This is a genomic window from Sphingobacterium sp. HSC-15S19 (genome assembly GCF_050433745.1).
Classification (GTDB): Bacteria; Bacteroidota; Bacteroidia; order Sphingobacteriales; family Sphingobacteriaceae; genus Sphingobacterium; species Sphingobacterium siyangense.
In genome coordinates, this window is the sequence record NZ_JBNPWQ010000024.1 from 52,207 (window position 1) to 67,441 (window position 15,235).

Below are 15,235 nucleotides of genomic sequence, written 5' to 3' on the forward strand. Positions count from 1 at the left end.
CGTTTTTAACAAACAAAAAAAGGAAGACATCATGTCTTCCTTTTATCTTTTTATGGAGGGTAGGCTCTTACAAACCAAACTCTTCTTTCACTTTATCGATATAATCCAGTTTTTCCCAAGTAAAAAGTTCAACCTCAATTTGCTTTTTCTCGCCAGTTGAGCTTTCGAATTCCTTGGTTACTTTTCTTGGTGTTCTTCCCATGTGTCCATAGGCAGCCGTTTCTGAATAAATTGGATTTCTCAGACCCAAACGCGTTTCAATTCCGTAGGGAGTCATATCAAACAAATGAGCAATTTTTTCAGCAATCTGACCATCGGTCAAATTTACTTTGCTCGTTCCATAGGTATTTACATAGATTCCCATAGGATCTTTTACACCAATTGCATAGGAAATCTGTACGAGAATTTCATCTGCAACACCTGCTGCCACTAAGTTTTTAGCAATATGGCGCGTTGCGTATGCAGCAGAACGGTCTACTTTAGATGGATCTTTTCCTGAGAAAGCCCCTCCACCATGTGCACCTCGGCCGCCGTAGGTATCGACAATGATCTTGCGACCGGTAAGTCCTGTATCTCCGTGAGGTCCACCGATAACAAATTTTCCAGTTGGATTGATATGAAACTTAATTTCATCGTTAAATAACAACTGAAGTTCTGGTTTCAATTGTGCTTTAACACGAGGAATTAAGATCGTTTTGATGTCATGTGTAATTTTATCCAACATAACTTGTTCCGTATCGAAGTCGTCATGTTGTGTGGAGATTACGATTGCTTCGATTCTTTTTGGTTTGTGATCGTCGCTATACTCAAGGGTAACCTGAGATTTTGCGTCCGGGCGCAAATACTTGATTTCGTTATTTTCGCGACGTAGCTCGGCCAATTCATAAAGTAAGCGATGCGATAGGTCCAATGCCAGAGGCATAAAATTTTCAGTTTCGTTGTTTGCATAACCGAACATGATACCTTGGTCGCCCGCACCTTGTTCTTGCCTTGTCTTGCGGTCTACGCCCTGGTTGATATCAGCAGACTGCTCGTGAATCGCCGAAAGAACGCCACAGGAATTTGCCTCGAACATGTATTCAGACTTGGTGTAGCCAATCTTTTGGATCACCGAACGGGCTATTTTCTGAACATCGAGGTATATGTTTGATTTAACTTCCCCGGCAAGGACAACCTGTCCTGTGGTTACTAGTGTTTCAATAGCGACGCGAGAATCCTCGTCCCATGCTAAAAAATTGTCTATTAATGCATCTGAAATTTGATCCGCAATTTTGTCTGGATGCCCTTCAGAAACAGATTCTGACGTAAATAAATAAGCCATGCTTTACGTAATTTTTAATATTGGATTTGCGCTAGAATGAAATAACAGCAAAGTGATAAGAGCCGTGATAGCGAAGGGTTTTTAGCACTTTTTTACTGTGGTTGCAATCTCCTTGTCGTTGCCTTGTAACGCAACAGCACGCAAATCAGTCCACATTCTATTTTTTGTGCGACAAAGCTACAATACTTTGAGGATTATTTAAAATCAAATTTATATTTTAACTTTTAAAAGCATAGGGAAGTGCGCTAATTAGTATAAAGATTACATTATTTTAAGAAATTGGTAATTTCCGCTATCTTTGGATATGTCAGAACGTAAACAAATACTGTTTGTTATTAATCCTATTTCAGGGGGGAAAAATAAAACTTCCTTTAAAAAACAAGTGCTGGATGTGCTTGATCTGCAGAAGTTTGATCCTACTTTTCAGCAGACCGCGAGACCGAACCATGCTTACGAAATTGGGCTGAAAGCGATCAAAGAAGGCTATGATGCAGTTATCGCGGTCGGTGGTGATGGGACGATCAATGAACTGGGCTCCGCTTTGGTAGGATCTGGAATTCCATTGGGGATTATTCCTGAAGGTTCTGGTAACGGCCTGGCGCTTTACTTGGGGGTTCCAATGAATGAAGCTGCTGCTATCCGTCGGATTAATCGTTTTGAATCGATAGAGGTGGATTGTGGTGTAATTAATGATAGACGATTTTTTAATATCGCGGGTTTAGGTTTTGATGCCTCTGTAAGTGAAAATTTTGCGAATGAAAATATTCGCGGACCTTTGGGCTATATGAAGTCCGTTTTTAATGTGCTCAGCAAGTATCAGCCTGCACATTACAAATTGACGATTGATGGAAAGGTATACGAAAGGCAAGCGTTTATGATCAGCGTAGCGAACTCTCCCCAATATGGAAATAATGCCTATATCGCACCACAGGCTTCGGTTAACGATGGCATTTTAGATGTCTGTATCGTGCACAAATTTCCGCTTTACATTTTGCCAAAGATGATTTTCCATCTTTTTAATAAATCGGCAGATCAATCCAGTTATGTCGAGATCATTCCTGGAAAGAACATACAGATCGAGATTGATAAGGTGTCACCGGTTCATGTGGATGGGGAGCCGATCGAACTTGGCGATAAATTGGATATTTCTATTATGCCAAAAGCATTAAAGATAATTTGTTAAGATCATGAGTAAAAATAAGAAACAGTCCTATGAGGGCGTTGTATATTCAACAGATGACAGCTTCAGCTATCAGCTGGCTGATTTTTTTCAGGAAGCAGATACGTTACCTGTAAATCAGCAAAACTTAAAAGTGCAGCTTGACCGGAAAATGCGGAAGGGGAAAGTTGTTACGTTGGTTACGGGGTTTGTTGGAAAAGCGGAAGACTTGGAGAATTTAGGTAAATTGTTGAAAACGAAGTGCGGAGTGGGTGGAACAGTGAAGGATGGGGAGGTCATCATTCAGGGAGAGTTTAAACAAAAGATCTATGATTTGTTACTTAAAGAGGGGTATCGCGTAAAATTAGTTGGTGGTTAAACAAGTATATCAGGGATAATCGTGGTAAATCTAATGAATTGTCTATTAGGCAAGTATGCTTTGAGTGTAGGATGTCTAGTTGTTCAGAAACATGAGTAATCACTTACTTTTTGTCGTTTAAAATCCTTGATTTTTTTGCATATCAAAAAAAAAATGGCTTTCATTGTAAAATAATTATTGCGAATAAGCGATTTAGCATAGAGTAATAATGATTATATAACGGGAACTGCTGAGAAAAATAACACTGATTAATGGTGTGTTCAGTTTGAAAAAACAAATTTGATTTTTTTTATATATTTGAGATGAATATTTTAAATTTGACATTAAATATTAAATTTGCTTTGCAAAATTGGTCTCAAAAGCGAATAAGAGTGCATATAATTTAAACAACATTATATATTTAAACAACAGTAAAAAACTAAAAATTAGAAAAATGGCAAACGCACCTAAAACTGCTGCAAAACAAGAGAGCAACAACGGAGGATCTTTCTTTGCTCAAGCTGCAATCATCATCTGTTTCATCGTGGGTTTCTGTGTATGGAAATTTGTGATGGGCAATCCAACTAACTTCGTTGACAACAATCCTGAAAATGCTCCAAATCCAGGTAACTACTTAGGAATGGTTTACCATGCTGGGGCTATCGTACCTGTTTTGCTTGGTTTATTCTTGATGGTATGGGTTTTCTCAGTAGAACGTTTTATCGTTATTAACAAAGCTTCTGGTAATGGTAACGTAGGAAACTTCGTTCGTAAAATTCAAACATTGATTAATGGTGGAAACATCGATTCAGCTATCGCTGAGTGTGACAAACAAAAAGGTTCAGTAGCAAATGTTGTAAAAGCTGGTTTATTGAAATACAAATCAGTATCTGCAGATCCTGAAGTAAACACTGAAAAAGCTGCTATTGCAATTCAAAAAGAAATCGAAGAAACTACAGCATTAGAAATGCCAATGTTAGAGAAAAACTTAAACGTTATCGCTACATTAGTTTCTATCGGTACATTATGTGGTCTATTAGGTACAGTAACAGGTATGATCAAAGCGTTCTCGGCATTAGCAACAGGTGGTGCTCCAGATTCAGCTAAATTGGCAAACGGTATCTCTGAGGCCTTGATCAATACAGCAACTGGTATCGCGACTTCAACATTCGCTATCGTATTGTATAACATCTTTACTGCAAAAATCGATAAATTAACTTACTCTATCGACGAAGCTGGTTTCTCAATCGTACAAACATACGCTGCAAACCACAAATAAGAACTATGATGAAAGTTTTTGATTTTATTTTATGGAAATCAAAAATCAAAAGCATCATAGGATAGAAGATTGAGTTTTTAATTTAAAAAGAAGAATTTAAAATGGGTAAAGCAAAAGTAAAAAGAGCCAGTACGTCGATCGACATGACAGCGATGTGTGACGTATCGTTCTTACTGCTTACGTTCTTCGTCTTAACGGCGACTGCGCGCCAACCGGAAGCATTGACGGTGGATACCCCAGCATCGACTACAAAAGATAAGTTACCTGATTCAAATGTAGGTATGATCACAATAGGCGATCAAGGTAAAGTTTTCTTCGGTACGACTGATCAACAGGTTCGCGTAAAAGCACTAGAAAGAATGTCAGCAAAATATGGCGTTGGCTTTTCACAAGAAGATTATGATCGTTTCAAATTGATGGAAAACTTTGGTGTACCAATGTCTAAATTGAAAGGATTATTAGCTCTGGATGGAAGTAAGCGTACGGAAAAAGGTGTGCAAACTGGTATCCCGGTTGATAGTACAGAGAATACTTCAAATGAGTTGTATTACTGGGTTCAAAATGCCCGTCTTGCAGCTGAGGAAGTAAATAAAGAAAAGGAAGCATCTGATAAAAACTTCGTGCATCCAGGACCTTTAAAGATGGCTATCAAAGCAGATGCGAATGAAAAATATCCTTCGGTTAATTTAGTTATTGAAACGTTGCGCAATCAAAAGCAAAACAAATTTAGTTTCATAACAGGCATGCGTGCTGAGGAGAAATAATTGACGATTTAATAAGAACAAACAATGGCAGAATTAAATCAGGATAGTGGTAAAAAAGGCAAAGGCGGGAAAGTAAGATCCAAGAAGAATGGCGGTAAGGTCGACCTTACAGCGATGGTGGATTTGGCGTTCTTGTTGATTACCTTCTTCATGTTGACCACATCCTTAAATAAACCGCAAGCGATGGATGTGGCTATGCCAGACAAAAATAAAATTAAGGAGCAACAAAGCGATGAATTGCTTACAGCAGATAATCGCTCCCTGACAATTTTATTGGGTTCTGACAATAAAGTCTCTTGGGTATATGGTCAAGTTGCTCGTCCGATCGAAGGTCCTACTGTTGCTGGTTACGGTGCAGATGGGATTCGTAAGGTTTTGATGGAGAAAAAGGCATATGTACCTCGCGTTTCAGGCGGTAAAGACATGATCGTAATCATAAGACCGAGTGATAAATGTACACAACGTAATCTTGTTGACATTCTTGACGAGATGAAAATTGTAGACGTAAAACGCTATATGATCGGAAAGATTACTCCAGAGGAAGTGGACGTGTTAAAACGTGACAATATCTATAATGATTAGTTATTAGATTGACACAAAAAACTAAAATAAGATGATAGGGTCAAAATTAGATATTTTTAAGAAAGAATGGCTTGACGTCGTTTTTCAAGGCCGCAATAAGGAGTACGGAGCTTATGAGCTTCGTAAGCTAGCGCCTAAAGCGACTAACAGGGGACTTCTTGTCGTTATCGGCATTGTAGTCATAGCCAGTTTCCTTAGTGTTTATGGAAGTAAGCTGTTCCCGAAGAAAGCCGTTGAGGCTCCTCCTGCAGTAACTGAAGTTACTTTGGAAGACCTTGAAGAAATCAAACCACCAGAGCCTGAAGAAGAGGAGCCGCTTCCACAAGAACCGGAAGAAAAACCTCAACAAGTGGCTATGGATGTACCGAAAGAAGATTTGGTTCGTTTCCCTGAACCTAAAGTAGCTCCTGCAAACAAAGTTGTGGAAGAAGTTGCTTCTCAGGAAGAGTTGAAAGATCCAAATAAAACGCCAGCGCGTATTACTTTGAAAGGTAGCCCGACTGGTACTTCTGTTGCACGTGGTGAATTTGGTTCGAAAAAACAAGATGGCGCAATAACTGGTGCTGCAAAAGGCGATCCAAATGGTAATGGAGATGAAATTCTTCCATTTAATGCCATCGAGGTTCAGCCAATGCCTGTAGGCGGTATGCAAGCATTTATGTCTTGGGTAGGTTCAAACTACGAGTATCCAGCTGCGGCAACTGAAAATGGTGTAAATGGTGTCGTTGAGGTATCTTTCGTTGTAGAAAAAGATGGTAGCTTAACAGACATCAATATCAAACGCGATTTGAAATATGGTACTGGTGATGCAGCCGTAAGGTTGCTTAAGAAAGCGAAGAAATGGAAACCTGGTATTCAAAATGGTCGTCCAGTTCGTGTAGCGTACACTTTACCAATTCGATTGAACCTTCAAAATTAGAATGACAAATTTTAATTCGAATAATAGTTCAAATTATAGACAGAAATCGCCTCTGAAGCGGTTTCTGTCTATTTTGGGACTATTTATGTTTGGCTTTTATTTTGTTTTGGGCCTTTTGATTATATTCTGGGACAATTTTCCCATTGAGATTAATCCAACCTACAAAACAATCTTTGGTGTCGTATTGATCCTGTATTCTTTTATGCGATTTGTGCGGCTTTGGCAAAATAATTTTTAATTAACTGCCCTCTTCTTTTTGGCTAAAACCAATTCTCTCTTCAAAAATTAAACTATTTTTTAATTAAACTGTCTTATTTTATGATGTATCATATGAGAAAATATAAAATGATTCTTGTGATGCTTGGCATCTGTATGGGCATTTTTGTTTCCTGCGAAAATAAAACAAAGCAAACGAAAGAGAGCGATGATATTCTAACGGGTAAGCTACCCGTTATTGTGGATCAAACTTTGTTGCCTATTATCCAAGAATCTGCGGATGTGTTTGAGAGTTCTTATCCAAATTCGAGTTTGGAGCTTATTGCTCGTCCTGAAATTAAAGCGGTGAATGCATTGCTTGGCGATTCGGCCTATGTGGTTGTGTTGACGCGCAAGCTGACAAATGAGGAAGATAGCTACTTTAAAAAGCGAGGTATTCAACCTAAAATATTCCAAATGGCGTCGGATGCCGTTGTATTGATCAATAATCGTAACAGTGCTGATACTATAATGCCTCAAAAAGACGTTAAGTCTTTGTTGGAAGGTAACTTAGCAGGACAACGACTGATCTTTGACAACGCCAATTCAAGCACACTGCGCTATTTGAAAGATTATTTTAAATTGAACAAAATCGATCCGAAAGCTGTTTCTGCTTTGAAAGATAGTGAGGATGTGATGAAATATGTGAGCGAGAATGCGAATACAGTAGGCGTTATTGGTTATAATTGGTATTTAAAAGCTGTAGAAAAAAATTCGAATTTATTGGATAAAATTCGTACATTGAGCATCGAAAGTGTTGGTAAGGAGGGCGAAAAGGTCAGTTTTTATAGACCATCCCAATCTACTATCGCCGACGGCTTATATCCTTTTGTAAGACCTGTCTACATTATGAACTATCAGCCGAATATGGGCTTAGGTTTAGGCTTCAGTGCCTTTTTGACAGGAGATCGTGGACAACGTATTGTATTGAAAGCTGGACTGGTTCCTGCTACAATGCCTGGACGTGAGATCATTATTAGAGATGAAAGTTATATTAAATAGATAATAAATAGTACAAAAATAGATTATGACAAACAGTAAATTATTATTTAGTCTTTTATTGGCGGGATCTGTGGGCACAGTAAGTGCACAAAGTTTGAAAGATGCTAGAGCAGCCATCGAGGCTGAAAATTATGGTAAAGCGAAAACTATCCTTCAACAGTTAGTGACTAAGCAACCTAAGAATGGAGATAATTATTTCTATTTGGGTCAAATTTATTTGGTAAACGACAGAGCGGATTCTGCCGCTGCGATTTTCAACCAAGGTTTGGCTGCTGATCCAAAGGCTACAATCAACAATGTAGGTTTGGGCTATGTTGACTTAATGAAAAAGGATAAAGCGAGCGCTGAATCTAAATTCGCTTTGGCAACAGCAAAATTAGGTAAGAAAGATTACGAGCCATTATTGGAAATCGGTCGTGCATATATAAAAACGCCTGAGCCCGATTATGCGAAAGCTTTGGAATACCTAACGCAAGCGAAAGAAAAAAACAAAAAAGATGTTGCAATTCCTATCGCATTAGGTGATGCATACCGTGGTTTAAAAGAAGGTTCATTAGCTTATACAAGCTATGGTGAAGCGACTGATATCGATCCAAATTCAGTACAAGCGAAAGTTGGACAGGCTGTTATCGTACGTGGAGCGCAGGCTTTTGATGAGGCAATTGGACAATTGCAGACTATCGCTACAGAAACTCCGGCATACGCACCTACTTACCGTGAGTTGGCTGAAACATATAACCAATGGTCTAGATTGCCGGGTACTTCTGACGAGAAATATGTCGAGTTAAATAAAAAAGGTGTTGAGCAATACAAAAAATACCTGGAAGTTGCGGGTGATAATTCATTGGAAGCTAAAATCCGTTATGCCGATTTCTTGGTTTACGCGCGTCAATACGACGATTTGAAAGTAGTTTCTGAAGAATTAGCTCAAAACCCTTCTGTAGATCCAAAAATCTATCGTTATTTGGGGTATATCGCCTTCCAAAAAGCTAAAGATTATCCGAAAGCATTGGAGTACTTAAACCAGATGTTTAGCAAAATGGAAAAAGATCGTGTAATTCCATTGGATTATATGTATCTAGGTATGTCTGAGATTGCTGCAAATAGCCCAAAACCAGCGGCTGCTGGTGCAGATAGCACGGCTACTGCGGCTCCGGTATTGACAGCAGAGAATACGGCGAATATTCAAAAGGGTATTGCTGATATTAAGAAAGCAATTGATTTAGACAAAGAATTGTTGGGAGAAACAGCTGAGTTGGCATTTGCTAAATACCAAGAGCAAGAATTGCAGACAGCAGCCTCTTTATTCGAGCTAGTTGCTTCTTATAAAGATAACAAAACATATTTGTTTGATGCAAACTACTATGCTGGAGAAGCCTATTACCAAATCGGTGCAAAGGAAGATGCTGCTAGTAAGAATGAAGAACAAGTCGTCGTTAATCAAGAATTGAGAGATAAAGCAATTGCTGATTTGCAAAAAGCACAGACTTTCTTATCTGTTATTGAAACGACAGACAATAAAGAAGCACAAGATAAATATTTGATCAATGCGCTTTATTATAAAGCTTTTGCTGCCTTAACCGCGGACAACTTGGAGCAACCTAAAGGTGATTTTGTTGCACCATTCCAAAAATTGATCGAAACCATCAATCAACGTGGCGCACAAGAGAAGAATAAAAATTATTTGATCGATGCAAATACATATATCGGACTTTACTATTACGTGAAGCAAGATCTTCCTAAAGCGAAGGAGTGCTTCCAAAAAGTATTGGCTATAGATCCGGCAAATGAAGCTGTTAAAGGTTACTTAGAGGGCCTGAAATAAGCTTAAATAAAATCATTCTAAATTAGGCGTAGATAGTAATATCTACGCCTTTTTTGTTTTGATTTTTACCTTGAAATCTCTATATTTAGAGATAGTTACCAATATAAATTTTAATTGAGATGGAGCAAGCCAATAGTATGCCGATAGACTACTTGCCTATATTTATACAGCTTTTAGTAGCTGTAGGATTTGGAGTAGGTACCATAATTATTACACATCTTATCGGGCCAAAAGTCCGCACGGAAAACAAGCTTGGAGCTTTTGAGTCGGGAATTGAAGTTGTCGGAAATGCCAGGCAGCCTTTCTCCATAAAATATTTTTTGGTCGCTATCCTGTTTGTCATATTTGATGTTGAAGTTATTTTCATGTATCCATGGGCAGTCAACTTCCGGGAAATGGGACTACAGGGCTTGATCGAGATGTTTATTTTCATGGGACTGCTCTTGTTGGGCTTTATCTATGTGATCAAGAAAAAAGCATTGAGTTGGGATTAGATATTCCCGTGATGGTTGGCCTTTGGGCCAGCAATACTTAAACCTATAAATCGACTTTTCATGAGTGATATAAAATTGGCAGAAGCTCCTCCGGGAGTAGAAGGCGCAGGTTTTTTTGCGACAAGTTTGGACAAAGCCATTGGCTTGGCCCGAGCCAACTCCTTATGGCCTTTACCCTTTGCCACATCCTGCTGTGGTATCGAGTTTATGGCTACGATGGGCTCTACTTACGATTTGGCTAGATTTGGTGCCGAACGCCCGAGTTTTTCGCCGCGTCAGGCAGATATGCTATTGGTGATGGGTACCATCGCTAAGAAAATGGCTCCGGTGTTAAAGCAGGTGTATATCCAAATGGCCGAGCCGCGCTGGGTAATTGCTGTAGGGGCCTGTGCATCTAGTGGGGGTATTTTCGATACGTATTCTGTGCTACAAGGAATAGACGAAATTATACCGGTTGATGTGTACGTGCCTGGTTGTCCTCCCCGTCCAGAAGCAATTTTGGATGGTGTGTTGCGTCTACAGGATATTGTAAAGAATGAATCATTGAACCGGAGAAATACACCCGAATACAAAGCGCTGCTTGAGAAGTACGGAATACATACAAATAAATAGATGATGGAAAACAGTTTTTTATTGGATAAGCTCCAAGGAAATTTTCCGGCAAAGATTAACGAAATTCAAGATGCACACAATTTATTGACGATTGTCGTGGATACGGAAGATGTGATTGATGTACTTCGTTTCTTGAAATCGAATAAGGAGTTGCAGTTTATCCATCTCACGGATATTACGGCGGTACATTATCCGCATTTAGAAAAGGAGTTTGCTGTGGTTTATCATATTCATAGTCTCGTTCATAATATCCGAATCCGAGTGAAGGTCTTTTTGTATGGGCCGAATCCTGAGATTCCGACAGCAACCGTCGTTTGGAAAGGTGCGAACTGGATGGAGCGTGAGACTTTTGATTTTTTTGGTGTCAATTTTATAGGACATCCCGATTTGAGGAGGATTTTGAATGTAGATGATATGGAGGTGTTTCCAATGCGTAAGGAATATCCTTTAGAGGATCCAAATCGCGTAGATAAGAAAGATTTGTATTTCGGCCGTTAATTTATACGATATGAGCGAATTTATAAGCAAGATAACATCTAATCAGCCTGTCTTCGAAGACAACGATCCGCAAGACGAGTTGATTACCCTGAATATTGGTCCCACGCATCCCGCCACGCATGGCGTATTTCAGAACGTGGTACAAATCGATGGCGAGCGTATTGTGAGTGGCGTGTCCACGATCGGTTATATTCACCGCGCATTTGAAAAAATTGCTGAACATCGACCTTTTTATCAAATAACACCTTTGACTGATCGTCTAAACTATTGCTCGTCTCCAATCAATAATATGGGCTGGCATATGACCGTTGAAAAATTACTTAAAATAGAGATTCCTAAGCGGGTGCAATATATGCGTGTTATCGTCATGGAGCTTGCCCGTATTGCGGATCATATTATTTGTAATGGTATTTTGGGGGTAGATACGGGTGCTTTTTCGGGCTTTTTGTATGTGATGCAGGAACGCGAGTTTATCTATGAAATCTTTGAAGAAATCTGTGGCGCTCGTCTGACAACGAACATTGGTCGTATTGGAGGCTTCGAGCGTGATTTCAATGCTATAGCCTTTGAGAAAATACGTGAATTTCTGAAACGCTATCCTCCGGTATTGCAAGAGTTTGAAGAGTTGTTTGTTCGTAACCGCATTTTTATAGAACGAACGTCGGGTGTTGCTGCTGTAACAGCAGAAGATGCCCTGGATTATGGCTGGTCTGGTCCTATTTTACGTGCGACAGGTGTAGATTACGATGTGCGTGTACAGAATCCTTATTGCTCGTATGAAGAATTTGATTTCGATGTGCCTGTTGGCACGACAGGTGATGTATACGATCGTTTCATGGTTCGCAATGCCGAAATGTGGCAATCACTTCGGATTATTGAACAGGCATTAGCGAAAATTGAGAAAGAGCCTAAAGGAGTCTTCCATGCGGAGGTTCCTGATTTCTATTTACCTCCGAAAGAACAGGTGTATACCAATATGGAAGCTCTAATTTACCACTTTAAAATCGTCATGGGTGAGGTGGATACACCTAAAGCCGAAGTTTATCATGCGGTCGAAGGGGCAAATGGTGAACTTGGTTTTTATTTGATTCATGATGGTGGACGGTCACCTTATCGTCTGCATTTCAGGAGACCTTCTTTTGTCAATTATCAGATGTTTGCACCAATGAGTGCAGGAATGCTGATTTCAGATGCTATTATAAATATGAGTAGTCTTAACGTTATAGCTGGAGAATTAGATGCTTAGTGTAAAACAACATAATGAAAATGTAACGTTTTCTCCAGAATTGTTAGCCAAGTTTGGAGAAGTGGTAAGCCGTTATCCCGAAGGAAAGCAGAAATCGGGCTTATTGTCCATTTTACATTTGGTTCAGGCGGAATACGGCTGGGTCAGCGCAGATGCGATGGATAAGGTTGCTGTTTACCTGAATATATTACCGATTGAGGTATATGAGGTGGCAACCTTCTATACCATGTTCCTGTTGCAACCCAAAGGAAAATACGTACTGGAGATTTGCCGTACCGGGCCTTGTTGTTTGGTCGGTGCAGAGCGTATTATGGGGCATTTAGAGCAAAAGCTCGGTGTAAAGGAGGGGCAGGTCACAAGCGATGGGCTTTTCTCTTGGCGTGGTGTAGAATGTTTGGCTGCCTGTGGTTTCGGACCAGTCTTACAGATTGGCCCTGAATATACATTCTATGAGAATCTGACAGAAGATAAAGTCGACGAATTGATTGATAATTTAAAAGCTAAAACAGAATAATATGGCACGTAAACTTTTGTTGACTCATATCGATGTTCCGGGCATCAATACCTTTGAGGTCTATCGACAAAAAGGTGGTTATGTTGCTGTTGAAAAAGTATTAAAGACAATGTCTCCTGAGGATGTTGTCGAAGAAGTTAAGAAGTCTGGATTACGTGGCCGTGGGGGAGCTGGTTTTCCTACGGGGATGAAATGGTCCTTTTTGGCTAAACCTGAGGGGGTGCCACGCTATTTGGTCTGTAATGCCGACGAGTCTGAGCCAGGGACATTCAAAGACCGTTATTTAATGACACATATTCCGCATGCACTCATTGAGGGAATGATTGTATCCAGCTTCGCTTTGGGGGCTCACACGTCGTATATCTATGTGCGTGGAGAGATGATGCCACAGATCAGAATTTTGGAGCGTGCTATTGCTGAAGCCAAGGAAAAAGGGTTTTTGGGTAAAAATATTTTAGGTTCGGGGTATGATCTGGAGATCTATGTTCAACCGGGAGGTGGAGCGTATATCTGTGGTGAGGAAACGGCTTTATTAGAGTCTTTAGAAGGTAAACGAGGTAATCCGCGTATTAAACCCCCTTTTCCGGCGATAGCGGGTTTATATAACTGCCCGACAGTGGTGAATAATGTGGAATCTATTGCAACGACAGTTCCCATTATAAATTTGGGTGGTGAAGAGTATGCTAAGATCGGTGTAGAGCGTAGTACCGGAACAAAATTAATTTCCGCTAGCGGAAATATTGTAAAACCAGGTGTCTACGAGATCGAACTCGGTCTGCCTGTTGAAGAATTTATTTACTCGGACGAATATTGTGGTGGTATTGCCAACGGAAAACGAATGAAGGCTGTCGTGGCCGGAGGCTCTTCGGTGCCTATTTTACCGGCTAATCTGATCTTGAAAACTGCTGCTGGAAATAGTCGATTGATGACTTATGAGTCATTGGCTGATGGTGGCTTCCAAACTGGTACAATGCTCGGATCAGGTGGTTTTATCGTATTTGATGAGGATCAGTGCGTGGTGCGTAATACCTGGAATTTTGCGCGATTCTATCATCATGAAAGCTGTGGTCAATGTTCGCCTTGTCGTGAAGGAACAGGCTGGATGGAGAAGGTGTTGCATAAGATCGAGAGCGGTCACGGCTCGATGTCAGACATTGATTTGCTGTGGGATGTGCAGCGGAAAATTGAAGGCAATACAATCTGTCCATTAGGGGATGCTGCAGCATGGCCTGTGGCAGCTGCAATACGACACTTTAGGGATGAATTTGAATGGCATATCCTGCATCCGGAAGAGTCACAAACACGGAATTATGGACTGGCACATTATGCTGATCCTTTACAACCAATAGTATCATAATAGAAGCTGTAACGATAAATTAATCATATCATGGCAGAAGCGGAAGATGTAAAGTTTAAGGTCACCATCGATGGTATACCGGTAGAGGTTGCTCCTGGGACAAGCATATTAAATGCAGCGAGACAGATCGGCGGCGATATAGTCCCTCCGGCAATGTGTTACTACTCCAAACTGGAGGGGAGTGGCGGTAAATGCCGTACCTGTTTGGTAAAAGTCTCCAAGGGATCTGAAAAAGATCCAAGACCGATGCCGAAATTGGTGGCTTCTTGTCGTACAACGGTGATGGACGGTATGGAAGTACAAAATATTACTTCGCCAGAGGTGGTGGAAGCAAGAAAAGGTGTTGTTGAAATCTTATTGATTAACCATCCCTTAGATTGTCCAATCTGCGATCAGGCTGGTGAATGTAAATTGCAGGATCTTGGATATGAACACGGTAGTGCTCATACACGCTACGAATTCGATCGACGTACCTTCGAACGCATTGATCTGGGCGATAAGATCCAATTGCATATGAACCGTTGTATCTTATGTTACCGTTGTGTTTATGTCGCAAATCAGTTGACCGACCAGCGTGTACACGGTATCTTAGGACGAGGAGATCACGCCGAGATATCGACTTATATCGAAAATGTAATCGATAACGATTTCTCCGGAAATGTTATTGATGTATGTCCTGTGGGAGCTTTGACAGATAAAACCTTCCGTTTCAAGAATAGGGTATGGTTTACGAAGCCTGTCGATGCACATCGCGATTGTCCGACATGTTCGGGTAAGGTAACCTTATGGTATAAGGGAGAAGAGGTCATTCGGGTAACTGCTCGAAAGGATGAGTTTGGTGAAGTGGAAGAGTTTATCTGTAATACCTGTCGCTTTGATCAGAAAAAAACGAGCAATTGGGTGTTGGAGGAACCAACAGAAATAGACCGACATTCCGTCATTTCTGCCAATCACTACGAGTTATTTAATCCGCCGAAAATTGTTAAGGAGAATCCGATACTACAGGAACAAAATCGCGAACAGTTGGCTAGAACAGAAAAATTGAAATAA

Annotated in this window: 16 protein-coding genes; 15 read left to right on the plus strand and 1 reads right to left on the minus strand. The window is 40.3% G+C overall.

All coding sequences use genetic code 11. The features are described 5' to 3' along the window. Positions 1-67: 67 nt before the first annotated feature. Positions 68-1,321: a methionine adenosyltransferase gene (metK, locus tag L1283_RS18880; RefSeq protein ID WP_201667001.1), complete on the minus strand. Its 1,254-nt coding sequence runs from the start codon at positions 1,319-1,321 to the stop codon at positions 68-70. 304 nt (positions 1,322-1,625) lie between these two features. Between metK and L1283_RS18885 the strand changes: the two genes are divergently transcribed. The 15 genes from L1283_RS18885 (at position 1,626) to L1283_RS18955 (ending at position 15,235) form a co-directional block, all read left to right on the plus strand. Next, positions 1,626-2,504: a diacylglycerol/lipid kinase family protein gene (locus L1283_RS18885; RefSeq protein ID WP_286734148.1), complete on the plus strand. Its 879-nt coding sequence runs from the start codon at positions 1,626-1,628 to the stop codon at positions 2,502-2,504. 4 nt (positions 2,505-2,508) lie between these two features. Next, positions 2,509-2,859, plus strand: a complete 351-nt coding sequence (locus L1283_RS18890) for a translation initiation factor (RefSeq protein ID WP_075990317.1) — start codon at positions 2,509-2,511, stop codon at positions 2,857-2,859. 433 nt (positions 2,860-3,292) lie between these two features. Further along, positions 3,293-4,117, plus strand: coding sequence for a MotA/TolQ/ExbB proton channel family protein (locus L1283_RS18895; protein ID WP_075990316.1), 825 nt, complete (start codon positions 3,293-3,295; stop codon positions 4,115-4,117). A 101-nt stretch (positions 4,118-4,218) separates the two neighbouring features. Beyond that, a complete protein-coding gene (locus L1283_RS18900; protein ID WP_112375110.1) occupies positions 4,219-4,881 on the plus strand; it encodes an ExbD/TolR family protein in 663 nt (220 codons plus the stop codon). Between the two features lie 24 nt (positions 4,882-4,905). After that, on the plus strand, positions 4,906-5,463 hold the full coding sequence (locus L1283_RS18905; protein WP_075990314.1) for an ExbD/TolR family protein: 558 nt from the start codon (positions 4,906-4,908) through the stop codon (positions 5,461-5,463). 31 nt (positions 5,464-5,494) lie between these two features. After that, positions 5,495-6,382, plus strand: a complete 888-nt coding sequence (locus tag L1283_RS18910) for an energy transducer TonB (protein ID WP_088163319.1) — start codon at positions 5,495-5,497, stop codon at positions 6,380-6,382. Between the two features lie 330 nt (positions 6,383-6,712). Further along, entirely contained in the window at positions 6,713-7,639 is a 927-nt protein-coding gene (locus tag L1283_RS18915) for a PstS family phosphate ABC transporter substrate-binding protein (RefSeq protein WP_172462423.1), read from the plus strand. A gap of 25 nt (positions 7,640-7,664) precedes the next feature. Next, positions 7,665-9,464: a tetratricopeptide repeat protein gene (locus tag L1283_RS18920; RefSeq protein ID WP_088163317.1), complete on the plus strand. Its 1,800-nt coding sequence runs from the start codon at positions 7,665-7,667 to the stop codon at positions 9,462-9,464. Positions 9,465-9,583: 119 nt separating this feature from the next. Beyond that, the gene (locus L1283_RS18925) at positions 9,584-9,958 is read left to right on the plus strand and encodes an NADH-quinone oxidoreductase subunit A (RefSeq protein ID WP_088163316.1); all 375 of its coding nucleotides are present in this window, start codon (positions 9,584-9,586) and stop codon (positions 9,956-9,958) included. Positions 9,959-10,018: 60 nt separating this feature from the next. Further along, positions 10,019-10,570, plus strand: a complete 552-nt coding sequence (locus L1283_RS18930) for an NADH-quinone oxidoreductase subunit B (RefSeq protein WP_088163315.1) — start codon at positions 10,019-10,021, stop codon at positions 10,568-10,570. Next, the gene (locus L1283_RS18935) at positions 10,571-11,068 is read left to right on the plus strand and encodes an NADH-quinone oxidoreductase subunit C (protein ID WP_075990307.1); all 498 of its coding nucleotides are present in this window, start codon (positions 10,571-10,573) and stop codon (positions 11,066-11,068) included. A 10-nt stretch (positions 11,069-11,078) separates the two neighbouring features. Then, positions 11,079-12,314, plus strand: a complete 1,236-nt coding sequence (locus L1283_RS18940; protein ID WP_075990306.1) for an NADH-quinone oxidoreductase subunit D — start codon at positions 11,079-11,081, stop codon at positions 12,312-12,314. Then, a complete protein-coding gene (nuoE, locus tag L1283_RS18945; protein ID WP_286849161.1) occupies positions 12,307-12,828 on the plus strand; it encodes a complex I 24 kDa subunit family protein in 522 nt (173 codons plus the stop codon). Before L1283_RS18940 ends, nuoE begins: the two co-directional genes overlap by 8 nt. A gap of 1 nt (position 12,829) precedes the next feature. Beyond that, positions 12,830-14,185, plus strand: coding sequence for an NADH-quinone oxidoreductase subunit NuoF (gene nuoF / locus L1283_RS18950; protein WP_075990304.1), 1,356 nt, complete (start codon positions 12,830-12,832; stop codon positions 14,183-14,185). A 30-nt stretch (positions 14,186-14,215) separates the two neighbouring features. Beyond that, positions 14,216-15,235 (plus strand): 2Fe-2S iron-sulfur cluster-binding protein, encoded by a 1,020-nt coding sequence (locus tag L1283_RS18955; RefSeq protein ID WP_112375106.1) that lies wholly within the window; start codon positions 14,216-14,218, stop codon positions 15,233-15,235.

Coding starts and splice junctions, on each gene's coding strand:
- L1283_RS18930 (WP_088163315.1), top strand. CDS start 10,019: ATGAGTGATATAAAATTGGCAGAAGCTCCTCCGGGAGTAGAAGGCGCA.
- L1283_RS18895 (WP_075990316.1), top strand. CDS start 3,293: ATGGCAAACGCACCTAAAACTGCTGCAAAACAAGAGAGCAACAACGGA.
- L1283_RS18935 (WP_075990307.1), top strand. CDS start 10,571: ATGATGGAAAACAGTTTTTTATTGGATAAGCTCCAAGGAAATTTTCCG.
- L1283_RS18925 (WP_088163316.1), top strand. CDS start 9,584: ATGGAGCAAGCCAATAGTATGCCGATAGACTACTTGCCTATATTTATA.
- metK (WP_201667001.1), bottom strand. CDS start 1,321: ATGGCTTATTTATTTACGTCAGAATCTGTTTCTGAAGGGCATCCAGAC.
- L1283_RS18900 (WP_112375110.1), top strand. CDS start 4,219: ATGGGTAAAGCAAAAGTAAAAAGAGCCAGTACGTCGATCGACATGACA.
- L1283_RS18940 (WP_075990306.1), top strand. CDS start 11,079: ATGAGCGAATTTATAAGCAAGATAACATCTAATCAGCCTGTCTTCGAA.
- L1283_RS18910 (WP_088163319.1), top strand. CDS start 5,495: ATGATAGGGTCAAAATTAGATATTTTTAAGAAAGAATGGCTTGACGTC.
- nuoF (WP_075990304.1), top strand. CDS start 12,830: ATGGCACGTAAACTTTTGTTGACTCATATCGATGTTCCGGGCATCAAT.
- L1283_RS18885 (WP_286734148.1), top strand. CDS start 1,626: ATGTCAGAACGTAAACAAATACTGTTTGTTATTAATCCTATTTCAGGG.
- nuoE (WP_286849161.1), top strand. CDS start 12,307: ATGCTTAGTGTAAAACAACATAATGAAAATGTAACGTTTTCTCCAGAA.
- L1283_RS18955 (WP_112375106.1), top strand. CDS start 14,216: ATGGCAGAAGCGGAAGATGTAAAGTTTAAGGTCACCATCGATGGTATA.
- L1283_RS18890 (WP_075990317.1), top strand. CDS start 2,509: ATGAGTAAAAATAAGAAACAGTCCTATGAGGGCGTTGTATATTCAACA.
- L1283_RS18905 (WP_075990314.1), top strand. CDS start 4,906: ATGGCAGAATTAAATCAGGATAGTGGTAAAAAAGGCAAAGGCGGGAAA.
- L1283_RS18915 (WP_172462423.1), top strand. CDS start 6,713: ATGAGAAAATATAAAATGATTCTTGTGATGCTTGGCATCTGTATGGGC.
- L1283_RS18920 (WP_088163317.1), top strand. CDS start 7,665: ATGACAAACAGTAAATTATTATTTAGTCTTTTATTGGCGGGATCTGTG.